The following is a 24,539-nucleotide window of genomic DNA, read 5'->3' on the forward strand; positions in this document are numbered from 1 at the left end:
ACGGACCCGCAGCAAGAGCGCCGTAAAGCGCCTCTACTTATCTCAAGGGAGTCGGTGACTAGGGGGGAAGTGACGCGCTTCAGCGCTGGGGCGTGCGCGGGATTCGGTATTTCAGCAGGTCAGCGGGTGTACGCCTGTCCTGTGACGCAGTTCCGTCACTCAAGGATTGTCCTATAGGTTTTCTTATGTGATTCATGAAAAGACGTAACAGCGTCACTCAAGAGAAGAAAAACAGAAAAATCCCAGGTCAGAGCGTTCTGAAGCGTGACGCTAGCGCCACCCCTCCCGCTGCTGGTGTCACCTGTGCGTCACCGCCGGGACTTGAAGCCACACGGGCTCCCCTGAGCGCCACTGAGCGGTTCTCTATCCGCTGGTGGCTCCGTGCCCTGGCAGCGCCGTAGGCGGGCACACAGAAGCCCCCGGCTCCGTCTGGGCAGCCGGGGGCTGTGCGTCTTCCTGGGGCGTGCGGGCTAGACGTGCACGGCGCGCCGCTCTTCAGTAATGAGCGCTTCAGTTTGGGCAATGGCCGCTAGCTCCGCTGCCGCCGGATCGTTGCGTACCCACGTCGGACCCTCGTAATCAATCTCGGCGCGGGCCGGGTTGAATCGCCGTGGGGCGCCGGGGGTTGCCGGGCGGACGACGACAACGGCGCCCAGGTCCTTCAGGAGTTCCCTACGGCCTTCATCCGTACGTCGCTCCCACTCAGCCGCAATGGTGGTCCCAGCGTCCACCCAACGGCCTTCAGCGTGGTCGGCTTCCGTGCGCAATTCAGCCTGCCGCTTTTCCAGTGCGTTCAGTTGGGCAATAGCCATGCGTGCCGCTGTGCCGTTCGGGTCGAGCTGGGCAAGGTTCCCGGCAAGCCGTTCAATCTGTGTCGTGACTTCGCTGAGCTGAAGTACCGCGCTGCCGTCCGGCTCCGTCCAGCGCTGAAGTGCGATGCGACCGAAACGCTTCAGGTAGTCGGCGGTGACAAGGTCGTCCAGTATTGGAGCCGTGATGACGTTGGGCCGGTGAATTCCCCGCTTACCTACCCCGTTCCGGCAAACGTACGTCGAGTAATCCTTGTCCCGGGCGGTTCGGTGCTGCCGGTACATCGGGCCGTTGCATTCGGAGCACAAGGCGACGTGCAGGAGTAGTGCTTTCCCGTTGCGCTCGACACCCCGCCCCTTCGCCTTCCCGTCGAGAATCGCCCGCACGGCCGACCACGTTTCGGCGTCGAGAAGTTCGGGACCGACGGAAATGGGATTGCCTTCAGGGTCGAGTACGGGCTGATTGGTCAGCGCGCCCCGCTTTTCGCCCGGCACGGCCTGAACAAGCCATCCGCGCAGCGCTGCCGAATACATGACGTCGCGAAGCGTGGTGTTGTGCCATACGCGTTGACCACGAAGCTTCCGCCCGTCGCGCTTTCGTGCGTGCTCAGCGGGAGGCAGCACGCCCCGTTCAGTGAGTTCACGGGCAAGGCCAGTCAGCGACGCGCCGTGATTGATGAGTTTGTCTGCACACTCGCGGACAATGGCGGCGGATTCATCGTCAATGACCCAACGCTTGTTGTTCACGGGGCCGGTTACGCGGTAGCCGTAGGGCGCGACTCCGCCCAGGTGGTTGCCACGCTTGCGGAAATAGTCCTTACTCGCCGTGATACGCGACTTGATCATGTCGCGCTCGTACTCGGCGAATGCGGCAAGAACGTTGATGATGATGGATGCGTTTTCCGGCGAAACGACGCCGTCCGCTGTGATGACCGTCGAGTGAGTCGACTTCGCGGCGTCGAGAAGTCGCTGAAATTCCAGAACGCTTCGGGCGTAGCGGTCGAGCTTCGCGGCAAGCACGTAATCAACGCGCGGAAGCCACGACAACACTTCGCGCATTCCGGGGCGGTCTTCGAGCTTGCTTGCGCCGCTGACGTTCGTGTCTGTGGCGACGTGTACGACCTTCCACCCGCGCGCTTCGGCGTATGCGCGGCAGATGGCGATGCGGTGATCCGGGGCTTCCTCGGCGAAGAGACGGGACAACCGGTCGTAGATGACCACGGTCTTGGGGCTCATGTGCGCCTTCAAGGTCGTCGGCGACCTACCCGCTATGGACGGTTAGGCCGGACACCCGGGCGGTTCATGCACCGTTCACGCCAACGCCGCGGCCGATGTGCCGGCCCGGCTGGAGGCGCTCGGTACGGCCGCCGGGCTCGACAGGTTCGCGCTGCACAGCCAGTTGGCGGCCGCCCTCTCGGTGGTGCTGCACCTCGTGCGCGAGCGGAACGGGCGGCGGCGGATCGCGGAGGTGCATGTGCTGGAACGGGACCCCTCGGGGCTGGTGAGGACGGTGCCGGCGCTGCGGTGGGGTCGGCAGGCCTTCACCCACGAGCGGGGATGGCAGCGGCTGCGGGAGCTGCTGCGGAACGCGAACGGTGTCGGATCGGACGAGGGGACCGGGACATGAACGGGACGACCGAGGCATCGACGGGCGCGGCCGTGGCGTGCCTGGGGACCGCGGCCTGGCTGCTGGGCGGCGGGCACGGCGGGGCCAGGCGGGCGCGGTTGCTGCTGGCCGGCGGGGGCTCGGTGGGGAACGGGCCGCCGGGATGGCCACGGGTGGCCCGCGCGTGGGGACGGATCCGCGGGCGGCTGCGGGCCGAGTGGTGGTCGTTGGCCGCCGGGGCGGTGCTGGCGGTACTGGGTGCGTCGGTGCTGCCGGTCCTCGCGGGGGCGGGCGGGGTGCCCCTGCTGCGGAGGGTGCGGCGGGCCGCCGGGGACCGCCGGGCGCGGGAAAGCCGCGGGGACGCGGTGATCGCGTTGTGCGGGGCGCTCGCCGGAGAGGTGCGCGCCGGACGGCAGCCGGGTGAGGCGCTGCTGTCGGCCGCGCGGGACTCCGGCGGGCTCGGTGATCTCCAGGCGGCGGTGCTGGCGGCGGCGCGGTTCGGTGGGGACGTCCCGGGGGCTCTGGCGGAGGCGGCACGGCAGCCGGGTGCCGAGGGACTGCGGGGACTCGCCGCGTGCTGGCGGGTGGCGGTGGACCAGGGTGCCGGGCTCGCGGCCGGACTCGACCGGCTGGAGGCGGCGCTGCGGTCCGAACGGGACCAGCGGGCCGACCTGGTCGCCCAGTTGGCCGGCGCCCGCGCGACGGCGGTGCTGCTCGCGGGGCTCCCGGTCGTGGGCCTGGCGCTGGGCGCGGCACTCGGCGCCGACCCGCTGCACATCCTGCTGCACACACCGCCGGGACTGGCCTGTCTGGGGGCCGGCGGGGTGCTGGAGGGCCTGGGGCTGTGGTGGGCGCTGCGGATCATGCGGGGCGCCGAGGAGGTGACGGCATGAACGGGGAAGTTGTCCACAGGCTGGGGGCGGTGGTGGGGACGGTGTCCGCGCTCGCCTCGCTGGCGGGGTGGTGGGGCCGGGCGCGGCGCGTACGGAGAGTACGGCGGCGACTGGCCGAGGTGCTGGCCCTGGAGCGGACACCGCCCGGAGCACGCCTCACGGTGCTGCCCACAGCGCGGAGTTGGCTGCCGTACGCGGGCGTGGCGTGTGCCGGATGGGTGCTGGTGGGCGGTCTCGCCGGAGTGGTGCTGGGGCCTGCCGCCGCGGCCGGACTGAGGTGGTGGCGACTTCGGCAGACGGCGGCCGCTCCACACGCGCCGGAGACGGACATCGCCGGGGCGGCACGTCAACTGCCCCTCGCCGCCGATCTGCTGTCCGCCTGCATCGCGGCGGGCGCCGGTCCGGTACTGGCCGCGCAGGCCGTCGGCGAGGCGCTGGGCGGACCGGTCGGGGAGGCGCTGGCGCGTGGCGCGGCGGAGGTGCGGCTCGGTGGTGAACCGGCCGCGGCGTGGCGCCGGCTGGCGTCGGTGCCGGGCGCCGCACCTCTGGCCCGGCTGCTGGAGCGGGCCGATGTGTCCGGGCTTCCCCTGGCCGCTCCCGTGGGCCGGCTCGCTGCCGAGGCCCGCGCCGAGTGGGCCCGCGCGGCGACGGCACGGGCGCGGCGGGCGGCCGTCCTGGTCAGCGCCCCCGTGGGGTTGTGCTTCCTGCCCGCCTTCATCGCGGTCGGCGTGCTGCCCGTGGTGATCGGGCTCGCGGGCGGCGTGCTGGGAGGAGGTGGTGGGTGACGGCAGACGACGACCGAAGAAGGCAGCGGCAACTAAAGGATCAAGGCGATTTCTCCTTACGGGGGTTGAGATGTATCAGGCGGTACGGGCACGACTGCGTGCCCTGGTGTGCAAGGCGCGGACGGCACGGCGGGACGCCGGAATGGTGACGTCGGAGTACGCGATGGGAATCGTGGCGGCGGTGGCGTTCTCCGTCGTGCTCTACAAGGTGGTCACCAGCGGACCGGTCAGCACCGCGCTGCGGAACATCGTGCAGCAGGCACTCGATGGCCGGATGTGAGCGGCGCGCGGACCGGGGTTTCGTGACGGCGGAGGCGGCCATGGTGCTGCCCGTGCTGGTGATGGTCGCGACCGCGCTGGTCTGGGGCCTGCTGGTCGTGGCGGCGCAGGTCAAGTGCGTGGACGCGGCCCGCGCGGGCGCCCGCGCGGCGGCCCGGCAGGATCCCGCCGACGCGGTCGTCGAGGTGACCCGGGAGGCGGCACCGCCCGGCGCCGGGGTCACGGTGAGCCGGGAGGCAGGGCAGGTACGGGTGGTCGTGGTGGCCAGGCCTCCGGTCCTGCACGGACTGCCCTTCGAGTTGCGGGAGGAGGCCGTGGCCGCGGTGGAGGAGACCGTGGGGGAGGGGGCGTGAAGGGCGCGTGGTGGCGGGCGAGAGGGAGCGGCCGTGGGCCCGGTCGGTGCTCGGACCGGGGGTCGGCGACCGTCTGGAGTGTCGGCGCGATCGCCGTGCTGGGTGTTGTGTTCGGCGTCGTCCTCGCCCTGGGGCACGCCGTGGTGGTCCGGCACCGGGCGGCCGGGGGCGCGGATCTGGCGGCACTGGCGGCGGCGGACCACTGGACGGAGGGCACTGCGGCGGCCTGTGCGCGGGCGGAGCGAGTGGCCCGGGCGCAGGACACGCGGCTCGTACGGTGCGTCGTCACCGGTGAGGTGTCGGACGTGTCGGTGGCGGCGGGCCGGGGGCCGTTCACGGCGGAGATCAGGGCCCGGGCGGGGCCTGCGGGGCCGGCGGAACCACAGCACCCGGGTCCGGTCACGGAATCGGCCGGGAACCTGGCGCCGGGCCCGGCTCGGGCGCCGTGAGCGGTACCGGATCGAGCGCCGGTTCGGGATTGGCTGCGGCTCGGTCGCCCCGGTTCGGACTGGGCTCGGCTGGGGCGCCGTACGGTTCCGGTCCGGGTTCGGTTCGGGCACCGTCGCTCGCCCTGGGCCGGGCTGGAGCTCGCGCCGCACCGGCGCTCGCCCTGGGCCAGGCTGGAGCTCGCGCTCGGCCGGGGCGCCCCCAGGTTCGGTGCCGGGTCCCGATCCGGGCCCGGTGCCGGCCCCCGACCCGGGGCCCGCGGTCCCGGACCCAGCCCTCCGTCCCGGTGGCAGCCGTCCGTCCGGGTGGCCCAGACCGAGTCCCGGTCCCGGACCCAGCCGTCGTTCTCGGTCGCCCAGACCGAGCCCCGGTCCCCGACTCGCCCCTGTCGCCGGTGTCGAGGTCGGCGACGTGGCCCGCCCCCGCTCTGTCTCAGCCGGGCCGGCTGTCCGACCTCGGACCCTAGAGCCGGGCCCGAGCTAGGGCGCCGCCTCCGCCTCGGTCCCCGACTCGCCCCTGTCGCCGGTGTCGAGGCTGGCGACGCGGCCGCCCCCGCTCCGTCTCAGCCGGGCCGGCCGTCCGACCCCGGGCCCCTGAGCCCGGGCCCGAGCTAGGGCGCCGTACCTCGCTCCGGTCCCCGACTCGCCCCCGTCGCCGGTGTCGAGGCCGGTGACGCGGCCCGCCCCGGCTCCGTCGCAGACGGGGAGTCGGCCGCCCCGGCACCCGGCTCCCCGCCGTCCTCCCCCTCGGGCTTCTCCACCGGCGCGCCGTCCAGCAGCACCGTGAGCAGGCGTACCGCGCCCCGCTTGTGCAGAGGGTCGTTGCCGTTGCCGCACTTGGGGGACTGGATGCAGGAGGGGCAGCCCCCGTCGCACTCGCAGGAGGCGATGGCCTGGCGGGTGGCGGTCAGCCAGGCACGGGCGGTGTGGAAGGCGCGCTCCGCGAAGCCCGCGCCGCCCGGGTGGCCGTCGTAGACGAAGACCGTGGGCAGCAGGGTGTCGGGGTGGAGCGGGATCGAGACACCGCCGATGTCCCAGCGGTCGCAGGTCGCGAAGAGCGGAAGCATGCCGATGGAGGCGTGCTCGGCGGCGTGCAGGGCGCCGCCGAGGATCTCCGGGTTGATCCGGGCCCGGTCCAGCTGGTCCTCGGTGACCGTCCACCACACCGCGCGGGTGCGCAGCGTACGCGGAGGGAGGTCGAGCTTCGTCTCGCCCAGTACCTCGCCGGTGATCAGCCGGCGGCGCAGGAAGGAGACCACTTGGTTGGTGACCTCGACGGAGCCGTAGCACAGGCGGCCGTCGCCCCACGGGATCTCGGTGTCCGTCTCCAGTACGGAGATCGACGTCGTGTCCCGGGCCACCGTGGTGTACGTCGGGTTCGCCTGCTCGACCAGGGCGACGGAGTCCTCCAGGTCGAGGGAGCGGACGAGATACGTCAGGCCCTGGTGCAGATGGACCGCGCCCTCGTGGACGCTCGCGTGTGCCGCGCCCGCGTCGACCGTGCCGAGCAGCCTGCCCGTACCGGCCTCGACGACCTGTACCGGCCGGCCGCCCTCCCCCCGGATGTCGGTCAGGTCGGCGGCCCGCTCCCTGCGGGTCCAGTGCCAGGCCCTCGTCCGGCGGCGCAGCAGCTTCGCGGCCTCCAGTTGCGGGAGCAGTTCCTCGGCGGCCGGGCCGAACAGGGCCAGGTCCTCGTCGGTCAGTGGCAGTTCCTCGGCCGCCGCGCAGAGGTGCGGGGCGAGCACGTAGGGGTTGTCGGGGTCGAGGACGGTGGACTCCACGGGCCGGTCGAAGAGGGCCTCGGGGTGGTGGACGAGGAAGGTGTCCAGGGGGTCGTCGCGAGCGACCAGGACGGCGAGGGCGCCCTGCCCGGACCGTCCCGCGCGGCCGGCCTGCTGCCACAGGGAGGCCCGGGTGCCCGGATAGCCGGCGATCACCACGGCGTCCAGGCCGGAGATGTCCATGCCGAGTTCGAGGGCGTTCGTGGCGGCCAGGCCGAGGAGTTCGCCGGAGTGCAGGGCGCGTTCGAGGGCGCGGCGCTCCTCGGGGAGGTAGCCGCCCCGGTACGCGGCGACGCGCCGGGCCAGCGAGCGGTCGACCTCGCCGAGGCGTTCCTGGGCGATCACGGAGATCAGCTCGGCGCCGCGCCGGGAGCGCACGAAGGTGACCGACCGGATGCCCTGCACGGTGAGGTCGGTCAGCAGGTCGGCGGCCTCGGCGGTGGCCGTGCGGCGGACGGGTGCGCCCTTCTCGCCGTGCAGCTCGGTCAGCGGCGGTTCCCAGAGGGCGAACACCAGTTCACCGCGTGGTGAGGCGTCGTCGGCCACCTCCACGACCGGCACGCCGGTGAGACGGCGGGCGGCGACCGAGGGCTCGGCGGCGGTCGCGGAGGCCAGCAGGAACACGGGCGAGGAGCCGTAGCGGGCGCACAGGCGGCGCAGCCGGCGGAGGACCTGGGCGACGTGCGAGCCGAAGACCCCGCGATAGGTGTGGCACTCGTCGATGACGACGTACTTCAGCGCCTTGAGGAAGGAGGACCAGCGGGGGTGGGACGGGAGGATTCCCCGGTGCAGCATGTCCGGGTTGGTCAGGACGTAGTTGGCGTACTGGCGGATCCACTCGCGTTCCTCGAACGGCGTGTCGCCGTCGTGGACGGCCGCGCGCACCGAATGGCCCAGTGGTTGTGAAAGTTCCTTCACGGCCCGGCACTGGTCCGCCGCGAGGGCCTTCGTGGGGGCGAGGTAGAGGGCGGTCGCGCCGCGGCCGTTGGGGGCCTCCGCGCCGTCCAGGAGCGCCGACAGGACGGGCAGGAGGTACGCCAGGGACTTGCCGGACGCGGTGCCGGTGGCGACCACGACGGACTCGCCGTCCAGGGCGTGCTCGGCGGCGCGTGCCTGGTGGGCCCAGGGGTGCTCGATGCCGGCGGCCCGCACGGCGGCGAGGATCTCCGGACGGATCCGGTCCGGCCAGACGGCATGGCGGCCCTCCCGCGGGGGCAAGTGCTCCGTATGAGTGATGCGCGAAGCCCGGCTCGGTCCGGACGCGAGCCGGTCCAGGACCGCGCCCGGCGCGGGCCTGGACGGGAGGTCCGTCGGGGGTCGATCGGATCGGTGATTCTTGGCCATCGGCACCGAGTGTGTCACTGGCGTGACGGACAATGGAGCCAAGGCGTCGTGCACGCCTGCCGGTAAGTGATTGAATGCCATCGCGGCTGGCGAACCGTCCCGGGGGCTGAGCCGAGATGCCCCAAGGGCGACCGCTCGATAGCTAGGTGCTGGAGGATCCGTGGACCTGTCCCTGTCGACCGAGACCATGGGCGATCGCACGATCGTCAGGGTCGGTGGCGAAATCGACGTATATACCGCGCCCAAGCTGCGCGAGCAGCTGGTCGAGCTGGTGAACGACGGCAGTTTCCACCTTGTCGTCGACATGGAAGGCGTGGACTTCCTCGACTCCACCGGACTCGGCGTGCTGGTCGGCGGCCTGAAGCGTGTCCGTGCCCATGAGGGCTCACTGCGCCTGGTCTGCAACCAGGAGCGTATTCTCAAGATCTTCCGCATTACCGGCCTCACCAAGGTGTTCCCGATCCACACCTCGGTCGAGGAAGCGGTGGCGGCCACCGACTGACCACCCCGCTCCCGGGCCGACGCGCCCGGGCGGCAGAACTGAACCACGAGGAGGGCCGGGCTTTCGGCGGCCCGGCCTCTCCACAGCACGCCCGTAGTCGCGAGGGGGATGCATGGCCACCGTCGAACTCCGCTTCAGCGCGCTGCCCGAGCACGTCAGGACCGCCCGTCTCGTGGCGGCGGCGGTGGCACGCAGGGCCGGAGTGGACGAGGCCGTCCTCGACGAGGTGCGGCTCGCCGTCGGCGAGGCGTGCACCCGTGCCGTGGGACTGCATCAGAACGTCGGAATCTCGGCGCCGGTGAAGGTGCTGCTGATCGAGGAGGAGAAGCAGTTCTCCATCGAGGTCGGCGACGAGGCACCCCACGCGACCCACGGCGCGCGGGCGCCCGGTGACGGGCCCGGCGACGCCGACACGGAGACCGAGGAGGACGAGATGGGCCTCGCGGTCATCAGCGGCCTCGTCGACGACGTGGAGGTCAGCGCGGGGGAGCACGGCGGATCGATCCGCATGAGGTGGCCCACCACGCCGCCGGCCACCCTCCTCGCCTGACCGGTTCACCCGGACGGCGACTGTTTTTCCGAAGGGCCCCACTCGTGGGGCCCTTCGGCATGTGCGGGTGTCAGTGCCCCCGCTTACAGTGGTCTCGTGCGGTTGATCGCGTGAATTGATTCACGATCGGCCGTGCCCTGGAAAATGCGATCACGTGAATGCTTCAAAGGCATTACCGATTTCTGGTCGTCGGCCGTCCGGCGATCATTGCGGAAGAGTGCGTGCAGGCCATTTACATTTCACGCGCTCTGTTTTGATCAGGTTCCGGTACCTACAATCCCGTCCACATCTTGAGCTCAGCCCAAGCGTCAAGGAGGACGAATGGCGGGGCTTTCCATCACACAAGAGTCGGGCCAACCCACATCCCTCGCAGCCGCCGTGCTGACCGACGACAACCGCCTGCTCGTGGTGGTCATCGGCGTGGTCGCGCTGGCGGCGCTGGTGGTCGCGGGAGTCCTGGTGCGCCAGGTTCTCGCGGCCGGCGAGGGCACCGACAGCATGAAGAAGATCGCGGCAGCGGTCCAGGAGGGCGCCAACGCCTATCTGGCCCGTCAGCTGCGCACCCTCGGCGTATTCGCCGTGGTCGTGTTCTTCCTGCTCATGCTGCTGCCCGCGGACGACTGGAATCAGCGTGCCGGACGGTCGGTGTTCTTCTTGATCGGAGCGGCGTTCTCGGCGGCCACCGGCTATATCGGTATGTGGCTCGCCGTGCGCAGCAATGTGCGGGTCGCGGCGGCGGCGCGCGAAGCCACTCCGGCCGAGGGCGAGCCGGAAAAGGATCTCACCGCCGTCTCGCACAAAGCGATGAAGATCGCTTTTCGTACGGGCGGCGTCGTCGGCATGTTCACCGTGGGCCTCGGCCTGCTGGGCGCCTCCTGTGTGGTGCTGGTGTACGCGGCCGACGCACCCAAGGTGCTCGAGGGGTTCGGTCTCGGGGCCGCGCTGATCGCGATGTTCATGAGGGTCGGCGGCGGCATCTTCACCAAGGCCGCCGACGTCGGCGCCGACCTGGTCGGCAAGGTCGAACAGGGCATTCCGGAGGACGATCCGCGCAATGCCGCGACCATCGCCGACAACGTGGGCGACAACGTCGGCGACTGCGCGGGCATGGCGGCCGACCTGTTCGAGTCGTACGCCGTGACCCTGGTGGCCGCGCTGATCCTGGGCTCGGCGGCGTTCGGCGACGCCGGGCTGGCCTTCCCGCTGCTGGTGCCCGCGATCGGCGTCCTCACCGCGATGGCGGGCATCTTCGCGGTGGCCCCGCGCCGCGCCGACCGCAGCGGCATGAGCGCGATCAACCGCGGGTTCTTCATCTCCGCGGCGATCTCGATCGTCCTCGTCGCGATCGCGGTGTTCACCTATCTGCCGTCGTCGTACGCCGACCTCGACGGTGTCACCGACGAGGCGATCCTGGGCAAGGACGGCGACCCGCGGATCCTCGCGCTCGTCGCGGTGGCCATCGGCATCGTGCTCGCCGCCCTCATCCAGCAGCTCACCGGCTACTTCACGGAGACCACCCGGCGCCCGGTGCGGGACATCGGCAAGACCTCGCTCACCGGCCCGGCCACCGTCGTCCTGTCCGGCATCTCCATCGGCCTCGAATCCGCCGTCTACACGGCGCTGTTGATCGGCCTCGGCGTGTACGGGGCGTTCCTGCTCGGCGGTACGTCGATCATGCTGGCGCTGTTCGCGGTGGCGCTGGCCGGCACCGGACTGCTCACCACGGTCGGTGTGATCGTCGCGATGGACACCTTCGGCCCGGTCTCCGACAACGCGCAGGGCATCGCCGAGATGTCCGGCGACGTCGAGGGCGCGGGCGCCCAGGTGCTCACCAACCTGGACGCGGTCGGCAACACCACCAAGGCCATCACCAAGGGCATCGCGATCGCCACGGCCGTACTGGCGGCGGCGGCCCTGTTCGGCTCGTACCGGGACGCCATCACCACCGGCGCGCGGGACGTGGGCGAGCGGCTCAGCGGCGAGGGCGCGCCGATGAGCCTGATGATGGACATCTCGCAGCCCAACAACCTGGTCGGTCTGATCGCCGGCGCGGCGGTCGTCTTCCTCTTCTCGGGGCTGGCGATCAACGCGGTGTCGCGGTCGGCGGGCTCCGTGGTCCTCGAGGTGCGGCGGCAGTTCCGCGAGCGGCCGGGGATCATGGACTACAGCGAGAAACCGGAGTACGGCAAGGTCGTCGACATCTGCACCAAGGACGCCCTGCGCGAGCTCGCCACACCCGGTCTCCTCGCCGTCATGGCGCCCATCTTCATCGGGTTCACGCTCGGCGTCGGCGCCCTGGGAGCGTTCCTCGCGGGCGCGATCGGCGCGGGCACCCTGATGGCGGTGTTCCTCGCCAACTCCGGTGGCGCCTGGGACAACGCGAAGAAACTCGTCGAGGACGGCCACCACGGCGGCAAGGGCAGCGAGGCCCATGCGGCCACCGTCATCGGCGACACCGTCGGCGACCCGTTCAAGGACACCGCGGGACCCGCGATCAACCCCCTGCTGAAGGTGATGAACCTGGTGTCGCTGCTCATCGCGCCCGCGGTCATCAAGTTCTCCTACGGCGCGGACAAGAGCGTCGGGATGCGGGTGCTGATCGCGGTGCTGTCGCTGCTCGTGATCGTCGGCGCGGTGTACGTGTCCAAGCGGCGCGGTATCGCCGTGGACGACGAGGACAACCCCGAGCCGAAGCCCAAGTCCGCCGATCCGGCGGTGGTTTCCTAGGGACGGGCATCGGACCCCGGATCAAGGTGCGGGCGGGCAGCGCGTATTGACGCGGTGCCCGCCCTTCCGTGCGCGGGGCACCCGCGCCGTGAGCCTTCTCTCGCATGGTGCAAATGGCTTCAAAAGTGTCTTACCGGACGTTCGACGGGTGGGTGTAGCCCATCCGGCGTGTATGTTCCGGGGCCGAGAGCCATGGAAGGGACCAATCCGGTGAACAAGAAGCTCGCGGCCGCACTGTCCGGCGGTGCGGTACTGGTACTGGCGCTGACGGGATGCGGCGGCGACGACAACAACGAGAAGCTGGACGCCTGGGCGAAGGAGGTCTGCGACGCGGTGCAGCCGCAGGCCGCGAAGATCAAATCGGCCAACGCCGCGATCCAGAAGGAGACCTCGGACAACAGCACGCCGGAAGAGGTCCAGAACGCCGACTCGAAGGCCTTCCAGGACATGTCCGACGCCTACAAGGCGATCGGCACCGCCGTGAACAAGGCCGGACCGCCGGACGTCGAGGACGGTGAGAAGAAGCAGGCGGACGCGGTCAAGGAGCTCAACAGCATCTCCGCGTCGTACGCCTCGCTGCAGAAGCAGGTCGACGGCCTCGACACCGACGACCAGGCGAAGTTCGCCGACGGCCTGAAGGACATCGCCGCCGAGCTGGACAAGCTGGGCAAGAGCGGCAGCAACGCCCTGAGCACGCTGGAGGAGGGCGAGGTCGGCGAGGCGATGTCCCGGCAGCCGAGCTGCCGGACCGCCACCGCGTCGGCGGAGGTCACCAAGAGCTGACGCGTCGGCAGCAGCCCGCGGGACGCGCCGGGCGAGGGCGGCGGCCACAATGGGGGGCGTGAGTGACGCCAGCCTGCCGCCCCTGCCCTCGTCCGACCGTCCCGAAGCAGCCGCCCGGCTGCGGGACGCGCTGCTCGGAGCCTCCTTCACCGCCGACGGACTGCTCGAACTGCTCGGCGCCCCCGCGTACGCGGCGCTGGCCCGCAGCGAGACCGTGCCCGCGCTCCGGGCCACCCGCGGGGACACGCCCCTGGAAGTGCTCGTACGGCTGTTCCTGCTCCAGCAGCCCGTGCCGCGCGCTCGGGTCGCGGACGTGCTGCCCGTGGACGTCTGCCTGGAGTCCGGGTGGCTGACGCGGGCCGGTGCGGACGAGGTCACCGCGACCGTGGACGTACGGCCGTACGGCGGGCCCGGCGGTGAGGACTGGTTCATCGTGTCCGACCTGGGGTGCGCGGTCGGCGGCGCCGGGGGCATCGGCAGCCGCGACGAGGGCGTGGTGCTCGGTGTGGGCGGGGCGTCCATGACGCTGGCCGGCATCACCGTCCGTACGCCCGTGGCCTCCGCGCTCGACCTCGGCACCGGATCCGGCATCCAGGCGCTGCACGCCGCCCGGCACGTCACGCGCGTGACGGCCACCGACGTCAACCCGCGCGCCCTGCACATCACGGCACTCACGCTGGCCCTCTCCGGAGCCCCGGCGGCCGACTTGCGCGAGGGGTCGCTGTTCACCCCGGTCCGGGACGACGAGACGTACGACCTCATCGTGTCCAACCCGCCCTTCGTGATCTCGCCGGCCGCCCGGCTCACCTACCGCGACGGCGGGATGGGCGGGGACGATCTGTGCCGCACGATCGTTCAGCAGGCGGGGGAACGGCTGAACGAGGGCGGGTTCGCGCAGTTCCTCGCCAACTGGCAGCACGTCGAGGGGGAGGACTGGCAGGACAGACTCAGGTCGTGGGTGCCCCGCGGCTGCGACGCCTGGATCGTGCAGCGCGAGGTGCAGGACATCACGCAGTACGCCGAGCTGTGGCTGCGGGACGCGGGCGACCACCGCGGGGACCCGTCCGAGTACCGGGCGCGGTATGACGCGTGGCTGGACGAGTTCGAGGCGCGCAAGGTGAAGGCGGTCGGCTTCGGCTGGATCACCCTGCGCAAGTCGGGCTCCGCCGTGCCGTCGGTCACCGTGGAGGAGTGGCCGCACCCGGTCGAGCAGCCACTCGGCGAGACGGTCAGGGCGCACTTCGACCGGCTCGACTATCTGCGGGCGCACGACGACGCGGCGCTCCTGGAGGCGCGCTTCGAGCTGGCCGCCGAAGTCGTGCAGGAACAGGTCGGGCTGCCCGGCGCCGAGGACCCGGAGCACGTCGTGCTGCGCCAGAACCGGGGGATGCGCCGGGCCACCAAGGTGGACACGATCGGCGCGGGCTTCGCGGGCGTGTGCGACGGCACCATGAGCGCGGGCCGGATCCTGGACGCCATCGCCCAGCTCCTCGGCGAGGACCCGGTGCTGCTGCGCGACCGCACGCCGGCCCAGATCCGGCTGCTGGTCGAGCAGGGCTTCCTGGAGCCGGCCCGCTGATCCGAGCCGATGGGGCACACAGGTCACATGAGCCGCCGCTTTCACGCCGACCACAGCCACCGCCCCGGCCCTCCCGCAGCGATCCGGAATTTCTTTGAAGGGACCTTCGGGCCGGCGTCCGGGCGACCCGCTCGGGTCCGTAGTCCTCACGTTCACCTCCGGTTCGCCCGCCCGCCGCCCGGGCGTGGCAGCGTCACCGCGGAGCCGGTTCCAGCGGACGGGAAAGAGGGCGTCGGGCGACCATGGAGAGCGGACCAGCGATCTTCGCGGGGATGGTGTTCTGCCTGTTCGGGGCCGCATTGCTGGCCTGGACCGTGACCCGCGTGCGACAGCACCGCCCCGTCGCCCAGGGTGTGAGCCCCGTCGCATCCGTCGCCGTCGCCGGCCTGGTGGCGATGATCTCCCTGGCCCTCGGCGCATGGTGCCTCACCCGCCTCTGAGGAGCGCGGATCCCCGGCGGCTCGCGGTAACCGATAGGTCGCGCTCCGCATAAGCGCGGGCCGAGTCTGGACACTCCGGGCGGCAGGAACGGTGGTAGTCGGGTTACCGTTCGAGTGGCCGTTGTGGGCTTTTCCCGTTTGACACGGGGGCGGGATGTACCGTCACACTCCGCAGCGTCACCATGACCGACCCCGGGGAGACCGCCTGGGGGATCCCGAGCGCCGACCGGAGAGAAGAGCGAAGTTGTCCCCGACCAGCGAGACCGCGAAGGGCGGCCGCCGACTCGTCATCGTCGAGTCGCCTGCCAAGGCGAAGACGATCAAGGGCTATCTCGGCCCTGGCTACATCGTCGAGGCGAGCGTCGGGCACATTCGCGACCTTCCCAACGGCGCCGCCGAGGTGCCGGAGAAGTACACCGGCGAGGTCCGCCGCCTCGGTGTGGACGTCGACCATGACTTCCAGCCGATCTATGTGGTCAACGCGGACAAGCGGGCCCAGGTCAAGAAGCTCAAGGACCTGCTGAAGGAGTCCGACGAACTCTTCCTCGCCACCGATGAGGACCGCGAGGGCGAGGCCATCGCCTGGCATCTCCAGGAAGTGCTCAAGCCGAAGATCCCGGTCAAGCGGATGGTCTTCCACGAGATCACCAAGGACGCGATCCGCGAGGCCGTGGCCAACCCGCGCCAGCTCAACCAGAAGCTGGTCGACGCCCAGGAGACCCGCCGCATCCTCGACCGTCTCTACGGCTACGAGGTCTCGCCGGTCCTGTGGAAGAAGGTCATGCCCCGGCTCTCCGCCGGCCGTGTCCAGTCCGTCGCGACGAGGCTCGTGGTCGAGCGGGAGCGCGAGCGCATGGCGTTCCGCTCCGCCGAGTACTGGGACCTGACGGGCACCTTCTCGACCGGCCGCGCGGGGGACCAGTCGGACCCCTCGTCGCTGGTCGCCCGCCTCCAGACCGTCGACGGGCGCCGGGTCGCGCAGGGCCGCGACTTCGACTCCCTCGGGCAGCTCAAGAGCGCCAACACCCTCCACCTCGACGAGGCGAACGCCCGCGCGCTCGCCGCCGCCCTGGAGAACACGCGGTTCGCCGTGCGTTCCGTCGAGTCCAAGCCGTACCGCCGCTCGCCGTACGCCCCGTTCCGTACGACGACGTTGCAGCAGGAGGCGAGCCGCAAGCTCGGCTTCGGCGCGAAGGCCACGATGCAGATCGCGCAGAAGCTGTACGAGAACGGCTACATCACTTACATGCGTACGGACTCGACGACCCTGAGCGAGACGGCGGTCGCCGCCGCCCGCGCCCAGGTGACGCAGCTGTACGGCGCCGACTACCTGCCCCCGCAGCCCCGCACCTACGCGGGCAAGGTCAAGAACGCGCAGGAGGCGCACGAGGCGATCCGCCCCTCGGGCGACCGTTTCCGTACGCCCGCCGAGACCGGCCTGACCGGCGACCAGTTCAAGCTGTACGAGCTGATCTGGAAGCGGACCGTCGCCTCGCAGATGAAGGACGCCACCGGCAACTCCGTCACTGTGAAGATCGGCGGCACCGCGGCCGACGGCCGGGACGTCGAGTTCACCGCGTCCGGCAAGACGATCACCTTCCACGGCTTCCTGAAGGCCTACGTCGAGGGCGCCGACGACCCGAACGCCGAGCTCGACGACCGTGAGCGCCGGCTGCCGCAGGTCGCCGAGGGCGACGCGCTCGGCGCCGAGGAGATCACGGTCGACGGGCACGCCACCAAGCCCCCGGCCCGCTACACCGAGGCGTCGCTGGTCAAGGAGCTGGAGGAGCGGGAGATCGGCCGCCCGTCGACGTACGCGTCGATCATCGGCACGATCCTCGACCGCGGCTATGTGTTCAAGAAGGGCACGGCCCTGGTGCCGTCCTTCCTCTCCTTCGCCGTGGTCAACCTGCTGGAGAAGCACTTCGGCCGGCTCGTCGACTACGACTTCACCGCGCGGATGGAGGACGACCTCGACCGCATCGCGCGCGGCGAGGCGCGGGCCGTGCCGTGGCTGAAGCGGTTCTACTTCGGCGAGGGCACCAGCAACGGTGACGCGGCCGAGGCGGGCAACGGCGACGGGGACCACCTCGGCGGCCTCAAGGAGCTGGTGACCGACCTGGGCGCGATCGACGCCCGCGAGGTGTCGTCGTTCCCGGTGGGCAACGACATCGTGCTGCGGGTCGGGCGCTACGGCCCGTACATCGAGCGCGGCGAGAAGGACACCGAGCAGCACCAGCGCGCCGACATCCCGGACGACCTGGCGCCCGACGAGCTGACGGTCGAACTCGCCGAGGAACTGCTCGCCAAGCCGAGCGGCGACTTCGAGCTGGGCGCCGACCCGGCGACCGGTCACACGATCGTCGCCAAGGACGGCCGCTACGGCCCGTACGTCACGGAGGTGCTCCCCGAGGGCACCCCGAAGACCGGCAAGAACGCGGTCAAGCCGCGCACGGCCTCCCTCTTCAAGTCGATGTCCCTGGACACGGTGACCCTCGACGACGCCCTGAAGCTGATGTCGCTGCCCCGGGTGGTCGGCACGGACGCCGAGGGCCAGGAGATCACCGCGCAGAACGGCCGCTACGGGCCGTATCTGAAGAAGGGCACCGACTCGCGGTCGCTCCAGTCCGAGGAGCAGCTCTTCACGATCACGCTGGAGGAGGCGCTGGCGATCTACGCCCAGCCCAAGCAGCGCGGTCGGGCGGCCGCCAAGCCGCCGCTGAAGGAACTGGGCACCGACCCGGTCAGCGAGAAGCCGGTGGTGGTGAAGGACGGCCGCTTCGGTCCGTACGTCACCGACGGCGAGACCAACGCGACGCTGCGCTCCGGCGACAGTGTCGAGTCGATCACACCGGAGCGCGGTTTCGAGCTCCTCGCCGAGAAGCGGGCGAAGGGCCCCGCCAAGAAGACCGCCAAGAAGACGGCGGCCAAGAAGGCGCCGGCGAAGAAGACGACGGCCGCCAAGAAGACCGCGGCGAAGAAGACCACGACCGCGAAGAAGACGACGGCGAAGAAGACCGCGGCCAAGAAGGCGACCGCCTCGAACGGCGCGGAGGACTGACCCTTCCCCCGTGACGCCGGGCGATCTTCGCCCGGCGTTCGGAATGCGAACGCCCCGGCAGCACTTCGCTGTCGGGGCGTGTGCATGTCAGGCGCGTCGCTCCGGGCTGTGGGCGCGGGCCGATAGGCTGAACGCATGACGCGAGCCGAGCAGCCAACGGCCCCTCAACCGGCCCCCGACGACGCCCTGGTCGCGGACTCCCGCGAGCGTGCCGTCCGCGCCCTGCTGCGCCGACCCCAGCTGAAACGGCTGTGGAGCGCGCAGCTGGTGGGCGGGGTCGGTGACGTCCTCGCCCTCCTGGTGCTGGTCCTCCTCGCCCTCCAGGCGGCCATCGCCGAGGGGGCCTTCGGCGGGGGCTACCGGGGCGCGGCGTTCGCAGTGGCGACCGTTTTCGGGGTGCGCGTCCTGGCGACGCTGCTGTTCGGGGCCGTACTCCTCGGCCCGCTGACCTCGCTCACCTCGCACGACGGGCCGCTGGACCGCCGCTGGACCATGGTCGGCGCGGACGGGCTGCGGGCCGCCCTGCTCATCGTGGCGCCGCTGTGGATCGACTGGACCCCCGAGAACGCGCTGGCGGTCCTCCTCGTCACCGCCTTCGTGGCCGGTGTCGCCGAGCGGTTCTGGACCGTGTGCCGGGAGAGCGCCGCGCCCGCGCTGCTGCCCGCCCCGCCCCCGGAGGGCGCGACCGTACGGCCGCTGCCCGACCACATGGACGCGCTGCGCCGCCTCTCCCTGCGCACCGGCTTCGTCGCGATACCGCTCGCGGCCGTCACGCTCGTCGTCGCCGCGCTGTTCAACAACCTGCTGGGTACGGGGGTCGACTGGTTCGGCGAGCACCGGGCGGCCCTCGCCTCGTACGTCGCGGCCGGACTGTTCGCCGCGTCGCTGTCCGTCCTGACCTTCCTGGAACTGCCCGACACGCGCACCCCCCGCGCGCGCTCCCCGCTCGAGGGGCTGCGCCGCCCGAGGAGCGCCGCCGGCGCGGACAAGGGCCGCACCGGCGCGATGCCGCTGCTGGTGCTCGCGTCCGCGTCCGTCGCCGCCGCGGTGGCCGCCGCCGTCGCCGTGTCGGTGCTGCACGCCAAGGACCTGGGCGGCGGCCCCGTGCTCTACGGCCTGCTGGTGGCCGCGCTGACCGGCGGCGTCGTCGTCGGCATTCGTACCGCCCCCGCCCTGCTGCCGGCCCTGTCGCGGCGCAGGCTGCTCGCGCTCGCCCTCGCCTTCACCGGCGTCGCACTGCTGGCCGCCGGACTGGTGCCGGACGTCACCAGCGTGCTGCTGATCATGGCGCTGGCCGGCGTCGGCGCGGGCATGGCCGCCAACACCGGCCACACGCTGCTCGACCAGGAGACCGAGGACCAGCGCCGGGCCCGTACGACCGAGCACCTGCACGCGGTGGTGCGGGTCTTCGTGGCGCTCGGCGCGGTGATCGCCCCGGTGGTGGCGGCGGGCATCGGGCCGCACCGGCTGGAGAACGGCCGGTTCGTCTTCGCGCACGGCGGCGCCGCGTTCACGCTGATGCTGGTCGGCGCGCTGCTGCTGCCGGTGGCCGCGCTGGTGCTGGCCAAGGTCGACGACCGCTCCGGGGTGCCGCTGCGGCAGGACCTGCGCGACGCGCTGCTGGGCGGCGACGACCCCGAGCAGACGCCCGCCGCCACCGGCTTCTTCATCGCCCTGGAGGGCGGCGACGGCGCCGGGAAGTCCACCCAGGCCGAGGCCCTCGCCGAGTGGATCAGGTCCAAGGGCCACGAGGTCGTGCTCACCCGCGAGCCGGGCGCGACGCCGGTCGGCAAGCGGCTGCGGTCCATCCTGCTGGACGTCTCCAGCGCCGGACTCTCGCACCGCGCGGAGGCACTGCTGTACGCCGCCGACCGCGCGGAGCACATCGACACCGTCGTACGGCCCGCCCTGGAGCGCGGCGCCGTCGTCATCACCGACCGGTACATCGACTCCTCCGTCGCCTACCAGGGCGCCGGGCGCGATCTGTCACCGACCGAGATCGCCCGCATCAACCGCTGGGCGACCGACGGGCTGGTCCCGCATCTGACGGTGCTGCTGGACGTCGCGCCGGAGACCGCGCGGGAGCGCTTCACCGAGGCACCCGACCGGCTGGAGTCGGAGCCCGCCGAGTTCCACGCGCGCGTGCGGGCCGGTTTCCTCACCCTGGCCGCCGCCGACCCCGGCCGCTACCTGGTGGTCGACGCCGGCCAGGAACCGGAGGCGGTCACCACCGTGATCCGGCACCGGCTCGACCAGGTGCTGCCGCTCTCCGAGGCCGAGATCCAGGCCCGTGAGGAAGCGCGCCGCAAGGCCGAGGAGGAAGCCCGCCGCAAGGCGGAGGAAGAGGCGGCCCGCAAGGCCGAGGAGGAGCGCCTGGAGCGCGAGCGCCAGGAGCAGCTGGCGCGGCTGCGCGCCGAGGAGGAGGAGCGCAAGCGGCGCGAGCTGGAGGAGGCGCAGCGGCGCGAGGCCGAACGGCAGGCGGAGGAGGCCCGGCAGCGGGCCGAGGAGGCGCGCCGGCGTGCCGAGGAGGAGCGGCAGCGGCTGCTCGCCGAGGAGAAGGCGCGCGCCGAGGAGGAGGCCCGCCGCCAGGCCGAGGAGGAACGCCGCCGCAAGCAGGCCGAGGAGGAGGCCCGGCTGCGCGCGGAGGCCGAGGCACTGCGCCTGGAGAAGCAGCGCAAGGCCGAGGAGGCGTTGCTCCGCGCGGAGCAGGCCCGACGGCTCGCCGAGCAGGCCGCGGCCGCGGCGGAGGCGGGACCGAAGGCCGCGGCCGCCCCCGCCGACGCCCCGCGGCCCTCGGCGCCCGCCGACGATGCGGCGACCGTGCCCACCCCGGTGGTGACGCCGACGAACGCGTCGGGCGGGCCGGCCGACGAGACGGCCGTGCTGCCCCGGGTGCCGGAGGAGGACGCCGGGCAGCGGCCGGGCAGGTCCGCGGTGTCCGACGCCGAGGTGACGACCGAGCTGCCGAAGCCGCCGGTCCCGCCGGGCGCGGCCGACGAGACGGCCGTACTGCCTCCCGTCCCGCCGGGCGCCGCGGACGAGACCGCGGTGCTGCCCCCGGTACGGGGGGACGAACAGGGCCCCGCGGGCCGGGTACCGCCGGGCTACTTCCGGGACGAACGCCCGGCGGGCGGCTCCGAGAGGGCCGACGACCGCACGCGCGAGCTGCCCCAGGTCGACCCCGAGGGCTCGCCCCGCCGGCGCCGGCAGCGTTCCGACTGGGCGGAGGAGACCCCGCTGGACGACCTGCCGACGCTGGCCGACGAACTGCTGGGCCCGCGCGACGACGAACACGGGGACGACCACGGCGACGAGGGCGGCCGGGGCAGGGGGCGGCGGCGCTGACCGGATGGGGTGCGGTGGTGTCAGTGCCCACCCGCACAATGGATCCGGTAAGGCAGACGTGGCGCAGGTGACGGAAGGGCGGGCTGACCCATGACCGTGTGGGACGACCTCGTCGGGCAGGAGAGGGTGAGCGAGCGGCTCGTCGGCGCCGCCCGGGACGCCGACGCCTTCGTCACCGCCGCCGCGGCCGACGGCCCACTCCCCGAGACGTCGAGCATGACGCACGCCTGGCTGTTCACCGGCCCGCCCGGCTCCGGAGTGACCCAGACGGCGCGGGCCTTCGCCGCGGCGCTTCAGTGCGTGAGCCCTGACCGGGCGCTGGGCGGCGCCCCCGGCTGCGGCTTCTGCGACGGATGCCACACGGCGCTCATCGGCACCCACGCGGACGTCAGCACGGTGGTCGCCGTGGGCGCGGAGATCCTCTTCAGGGACATGAAGGAGACCGTCCGCAAGTCGTTCACCTCACCCGCGAACGGCCGCTGGCAGATCATCCTCGTCGAGGAGGCCGAACGGCTGAACGAGAAGTCGGGCAACGCCGTCCTCAAGGCCGTCGAGGAGCCCGCTCCGCGTACGGTCTGGCTGCTGTGCGCCCCGTCCGTCGAGGACGTCCTGCCCACGATCCGCTCCCGCTGCCGCCACCTGAACCTGCGCACGCCGTCGGTGGAGGCGGTCGCCGACATGCTGGTACGCCGCGAGGGCGTCGAACCGGACGTGGCCGCCGCGGCGGCCCGCGCCACCCAGGGGCACGTCGACCGCGCCCGTCGCCTGGCCACCGACCCGGCCGCCCGGCAGCGCCGGGCCTCCGTGCTCAAGCTGCCGCTGCGGGTCGCGGACGTCGGCGAGGCGCTCAAGGCGGCCCAGGAGCTGGTCGACGTGGCGGCGGAGGACGCCAAGCAACTCGCCGAGGAGATGGACGCCAAGGAGGCCGAGGAGCTGAAGGCGGCCCTGGGCGCGGCCCAGGGCGGCCGGCTGCCCCGTGGCACGGCCGGCGTGATGAAGGATCTGGAAGCCGATCAGAAACGCCGCAGGACGCGCACCCAGCGCAACAGCCTCGACCTCGCCCTGACCGATCTCACCGCCTTCTACCGCGACGTGCTCGCCCTTCAGCTCGGCTCCCGCGTGGCGATCGCCAACGCCGACGCGGAGGACGTCCTGGAGCGCGTCGCCCGGGCCGGCTCGCCGGAGTCCACGCTGCGTCGCATCGAGGCGATCGCCGCCTGTGGTGAGGCCCTTGACCGCAATGTGCCGCCGCTGCTCGCGGTGGAGGCGATGACGATGGCGCTCAGAGCGGGCTGATCACGGGCCGCCGCTCAGCGGCTGGACGCGGTAACTCGTACGAGGCACGGCGTGCGCACAGAGCACTCATCCCGTCGCACACGGTTACGCTCGCCCCATGCACACAAGGCGCACCCACCGCGGGACCCGTACCGGAGCCGGAGCCGGAGCCGGAGTCGCCCTGCTCGCCGCCGCCGCGCTGCTGGTCTCGGGCTGCTCCTCCGGGAGCACGACGAGTACGGCCAGTACGGCGGCGGAGCAGGCGGCGGCGGCCCTCGCCCCCCTGCCCGGCTCCACACCCGAGACACTCACGCCGTACTACGAGCAGAAACCGGCCTGGCGCGACTGCGGCGTCCCCGGCTTCCAGTGCGCCACGCTGAAGGCCCCGCGCGACTACGCCGAACCGTCCGCCGGCGACGTCCGCCTCGCCGTCGCCCGCAAGAAGGCCACCGGCCCGGGGAAGCGGCTGGGCTCCCTGCTGGTGAACCCGGGCGGCCCCGGCGGCTCGGCGATCGGCTACCTCCAGGCGTACGCCGGAATCGGCTACCCGGCCGATGTGCGTGCCCGCTACGACCTGGTGGCCGTCGACCCGCGGGGCGTCGCCCGCAGTGAGCCCGTCGAGTGCCTGGACGGGCCCGGGATGGACGTGCACACGCGGACGGACATCACCCCGGACGACGCGAAGGAGACCGACGCGCTGGTCACGGCGTTCCGGCGGTTCGCCGAGGGCTGCGGGGCGGACGCGCCGAAGCTGCTGCGCCATGTGTCGACCGTCGAGACGGCCCGGGACATGGACATCGTGCGGGCTGCGCTGGGCGACGAGAAGCTGAACTACGTCGGCGCCTCCTACGGCACCTTCCTCGGCGCGACCTACGCCGGCCTTTTCCCGGACCGGGCGGGCCGTCTCGTCCTGGACGGCGCGATGGACCCCTCGCTGCCCGCGCGGCGGCTCAACCTGGAACAGACGGAGGGCTTCGACACGGCCTTCACCGCCTTCGCGAAGGACTGCGTACGGCAGAGCGACTGCCCGCTCGGCGACCGGGGCACCACTCCCGACCAGGCGGGCAAGAACCTCAGGGCGTTCTTCGACGAGCTCGACGCCCGGCCGATCCCCACCGGGGACGCCGACGGCCGCAGGCTCACCGAGTCGCTGGCCACCATCGGCGTCATCGCCGCGATGTACGACGAGGGCGCCTGGCAGCAACTGCGCGAGGCGCTGACGGCCGCGATGAAGGAGAACGACGGCGCGGGGCTCCTCCTCCTCTCCGACAGCTACTACGAACGTGACGCGAACGGCGAGTACAGCAACCTGATGTTCGCCAACGCGGCCGTGAACTGCCTGGACCTCCCGCCCGCCTTCGAGTCCCCGGAGGAGGTGCGGCGGGCCCTCCCCGAGTTCCGGAAGGCGTCCCCGGTCTTCGGTGAGGGCCTCGCCTGGTCCTCGCTGAACTGCGCGTACTGGCCGGTGGAGGCCACGGGCGAGGCCCAGCGCATCGAGGCGAGGGGCGCCGCCCCGATCGTCGTCGTCGGCACCACCCGGGATCCGGCGACCCCGTACCGCTGGGCCGAGGCCCTGGCCGGCCAGCTCGACTCGGCCCGCCTCCTCACCTACGAGGGCGACGGTCACACCGCCTACGGCCGGGGCAGCGCCTGCATCGACTCCGCGATCAACACCTACCTGCTCACCGGCACCCCGCCCGCGGACGGAAAGCGCTGCTCATAGCGGTGCGCCCACCCCCGGAGGCGGTGGCTCCGGCCCGCCTCCGGGGCTGGTACGAAGCACCCTCGGAAACTGTGTAGACTTACCGACGTTGCTGATCGCACCATAGGTGCGCGGCGCGCCGCCTTAGCTCAGATGGCCAGAGCAACGCACTCGTAATGCGTAGGTCTCGGGTTCGAATCCCGAAGGCGGCTCCATCTTGAACCCCAGGTCAGGTAGTCGATGACCTGGGGTTTTCTGTTGCTCGGGGCATGGCACGTC

General features: G+C 72.0%; 17 protein-coding genes, 1 tRNA gene and 1 pseudogene. 17 read left to right on the plus strand and 2 right to left on the minus strand.

Annotation, left to right across the window (positions count from 1 at the left end; all coding sequences use genetic code 11):
• Positions 1–470: 470 nt before the first annotated feature.
• Complete coding sequence (locus ACZ470_RS12245; protein WP_468426792.1) at positions 471–2,045, minus strand: recombinase family protein; 1,575 nt, start codon at positions 2,043–2,045, stop codon at positions 471–473.
• 49 nt (positions 2,046–2,094) lie between these two features.
• Between ACZ470_RS12245 and ACZ470_RS12250 the strand changes: the two are divergent.
• From ACZ470_RS12250 to ACZ470_RS12275, 6 genes and pseudogenes are all read left to right on the plus strand, one after another.
• Positions 2,095–2,436: pseudogene (locus ACZ470_RS12250) on the plus strand (ATPase, T2SS/T4P/T4SS family); the annotation flags it as partial.
• Positions 2,433–3,308, plus strand: coding sequence for a type II secretion system F family protein (locus tag ACZ470_RS12255; RefSeq protein WP_468426793.1), 876 nt, complete (start codon positions 2,433–2,435; stop codon positions 3,306–3,308). The pseudogene ACZ470_RS12250 and the gene ACZ470_RS12255, both read left to right, overlap by 4 nt.
• A complete protein-coding gene (locus tag ACZ470_RS12260) occupies positions 3,305–4,093 on the plus strand; it encodes a type II secretion system F family protein (protein ID WP_468426794.1) in 789 nt (262 codons plus the stop codon). The genes ACZ470_RS12255 and ACZ470_RS12260 overlap by 4 nt, the downstream gene beginning before the upstream one ends.
• 70 nt (positions 4,094–4,163) lie before the next feature.
• Positions 4,164–4,373, plus strand: coding sequence for a DUF4244 domain-containing protein (locus ACZ470_RS12265; protein ID WP_468426795.1), 210 nt, complete (start codon positions 4,164–4,166; stop codon positions 4,371–4,373).
• The gene (locus ACZ470_RS12270) at positions 4,360–4,725 is read left to right on the plus strand and encodes a TadE family type IV pilus minor pilin (protein ID WP_468426796.1); all 366 of its coding nucleotides are present in this window, start codon (positions 4,360–4,362) and stop codon (positions 4,723–4,725) included. Before ACZ470_RS12265 ends, ACZ470_RS12270 begins: the two co-directional genes overlap by 14 nt.
• Positions 4,722–5,174 carry an Rv3654c family TadE-like protein gene (locus ACZ470_RS12275; RefSeq protein ID WP_468426797.1) on the plus strand — a complete coding sequence of 151 codons (453 nt, stop codon included), beginning with the start codon at positions 4,722–4,724 and terminating at the stop codon, positions 5,172–5,174. The genes ACZ470_RS12270 and ACZ470_RS12275 overlap by 4 nt, the downstream gene beginning before the upstream one ends.
• A 608-nt stretch (positions 5,175–5,782) precedes the next feature.
• Here the strand turns inward: ACZ470_RS12275 and ACZ470_RS12280 are convergent.
• Positions 5,783–8,377 carry a DEAD/DEAH box helicase gene (locus tag ACZ470_RS12280; RefSeq protein WP_468426798.1) on the minus strand — a complete coding sequence of 865 codons (2,595 nt, stop codon included), beginning with the start codon at positions 8,375–8,377 and terminating at the stop codon, positions 5,783–5,785.
• A 79-nt stretch (positions 8,378–8,456) separates the two neighbouring features.
• Between ACZ470_RS12280 and bldG the strand changes: the two genes are divergently transcribed.
• The 11 genes from bldG to ACZ470_RS12335 all read left to right on the plus strand — a co-directional run bounded on the left by bldG (position 8,457) and on the right by ACZ470_RS12335 (position 24,475).
• A complete protein-coding gene (gene bldG, locus ACZ470_RS12285) occupies positions 8,457–8,798 on the plus strand; it encodes an anti-sigma factor antagonist BldG (RefSeq protein ID WP_003991900.1) in 342 nt (113 codons plus the stop codon).
• Positions 8,799–8,910: 112 nt separating this feature from the next.
• Positions 8,911–9,348 carry an ATP-binding protein gene (locus ACZ470_RS12290; protein WP_468426799.1) on the plus strand — a complete coding sequence of 146 codons (438 nt, stop codon included), beginning with the start codon at positions 8,911–8,913 and terminating at the stop codon, positions 9,346–9,348.
• Positions 9,349–9,669: 321 nt separating this feature from the next.
• Complete coding sequence (locus ACZ470_RS12295; protein WP_468426800.1) at positions 9,670–12,075, plus strand: sodium-translocating pyrophosphatase; 2,406 nt, start codon at positions 9,670–9,672, stop codon at positions 12,073–12,075.
• Positions 12,076–12,267: 192 nt separating this feature from the next.
• Positions 12,268–12,858, plus strand: coding sequence for a small secreted protein (locus ACZ470_RS12300; protein WP_468426801.1), 591 nt, complete (start codon positions 12,268–12,270; stop codon positions 12,856–12,858).
• A 49-nt stretch (positions 12,859–12,907) separates the two neighbouring features.
• Positions 12,908–14,437, plus strand: coding sequence for a DUF7059 domain-containing protein (locus tag ACZ470_RS12305; RefSeq protein WP_468426802.1), 1,530 nt, complete (start codon positions 12,908–12,910; stop codon positions 14,435–14,437).
• A gap of 242 nt (positions 14,438–14,679) precedes the next feature.
• Entirely contained in the window at positions 14,680–14,877 is a 198-nt protein-coding gene (locus ACZ470_RS12310) for a hypothetical protein (RefSeq protein WP_468426803.1), read from the plus strand.
• A gap of 244 nt (positions 14,878–15,121) precedes the next feature.
• A complete protein-coding gene (gene topA / locus ACZ470_RS12315; RefSeq protein WP_468426804.1) occupies positions 15,122–17,938 on the plus strand; it encodes a type I DNA topoisomerase in 2,817 nt (938 codons plus the stop codon).
• 135 nt (positions 17,939–18,073) lie between these two features.
• Positions 18,074–21,283 (plus strand): dTMP kinase, encoded by a 3,210-nt coding sequence (gene tmk, locus ACZ470_RS12320; RefSeq protein WP_468426805.1) that lies wholly within the window; start codon positions 18,074–18,076, stop codon positions 21,281–21,283.
• A gap of 90 nt (positions 21,284–21,373) precedes the next feature.
• Positions 21,374–22,579 (plus strand): DNA polymerase III subunit delta', encoded by a 1,206-nt coding sequence (locus ACZ470_RS12325; RefSeq protein ID WP_468426806.1) that lies wholly within the window; start codon positions 21,374–21,376, stop codon positions 22,577–22,579.
• Positions 22,580–22,676: 97 nt separating this feature from the next.
• Entirely contained in the window at positions 22,677–24,281 is a 1,605-nt protein-coding gene (locus ACZ470_RS12330; protein WP_468426807.1) for an alpha/beta hydrolase, read from the plus strand.
• 117 nt (positions 24,282–24,398) lie between these two features.
• Positions 24,399–24,475 (plus strand) — tRNA-Thr (locus ACZ470_RS12335).
• Positions 24,476–24,539: the final 64 nt, after the last annotated feature.

Source organism: Streptomyces sp. NPDC031111, assembly GCF_055570675.1.

Coding starts and splice junctions, on each gene's coding strand:
- ACZ470_RS12270 (WP_468426796.1), top strand. CDS start 4,360: ATGGCCGGATGTGAGCGGCGCGCGGACCGGGGTTTCGTGACGGCGGAG.
- ACZ470_RS12245 (WP_468426792.1), bottom strand. CDS start 2,045: ATGAGCCCCAAGACCGTGGTCATCTACGACCGGTTGTCCCGTCTCTTC.
- ACZ470_RS12330 (WP_468426807.1), top strand. CDS start 22,677: ATGCACACAAGGCGCACCCACCGCGGGACCCGTACCGGAGCCGGAGCC.
- ACZ470_RS12325 (WP_468426806.1), top strand. CDS start 21,374: ATGACCGTGTGGGACGACCTCGTCGGGCAGGAGAGGGTGAGCGAGCGG.
- ACZ470_RS12280 (WP_468426798.1), bottom strand. CDS start 8,377: ATGGCATTCAATCACTTACCGGCAGGCGTGCACGACGCCTTGGCTCCA.
- ACZ470_RS12305 (WP_468426802.1), top strand. CDS start 12,908: ATGGGGGGCGTGAGTGACGCCAGCCTGCCGCCCCTGCCCTCGTCCGAC.
- ACZ470_RS12310 (WP_468426803.1), top strand. CDS start 14,680: ATGGAGAGCGGACCAGCGATCTTCGCGGGGATGGTGTTCTGCCTGTTC.
- ACZ470_RS12290 (WP_468426799.1), top strand. CDS start 8,911: ATGGCCACCGTCGAACTCCGCTTCAGCGCGCTGCCCGAGCACGTCAGG.
- ACZ470_RS12295 (WP_468426800.1), top strand. CDS start 9,670: ATGGCGGGGCTTTCCATCACACAAGAGTCGGGCCAACCCACATCCCTC.
- ACZ470_RS12255 (WP_468426793.1), top strand. CDS start 2,433: ATGAACGGGACGACCGAGGCATCGACGGGCGCGGCCGTGGCGTGCCTG.
- ACZ470_RS12260 (WP_468426794.1), top strand. CDS start 3,305: ATGAACGGGGAAGTTGTCCACAGGCTGGGGGCGGTGGTGGGGACGGTG.
- ACZ470_RS12265 (WP_468426795.1), top strand. CDS start 4,164: ATGTATCAGGCGGTACGGGCACGACTGCGTGCCCTGGTGTGCAAGGCG.
- tmk (WP_468426805.1), top strand. CDS start 18,074: ATGACGCGAGCCGAGCAGCCAACGGCCCCTCAACCGGCCCCCGACGAC.
- ACZ470_RS12300 (WP_468426801.1), top strand. CDS start 12,268: ATGGAAGGGACCAATCCGGTGAACAAGAAGCTCGCGGCCGCACTGTCC.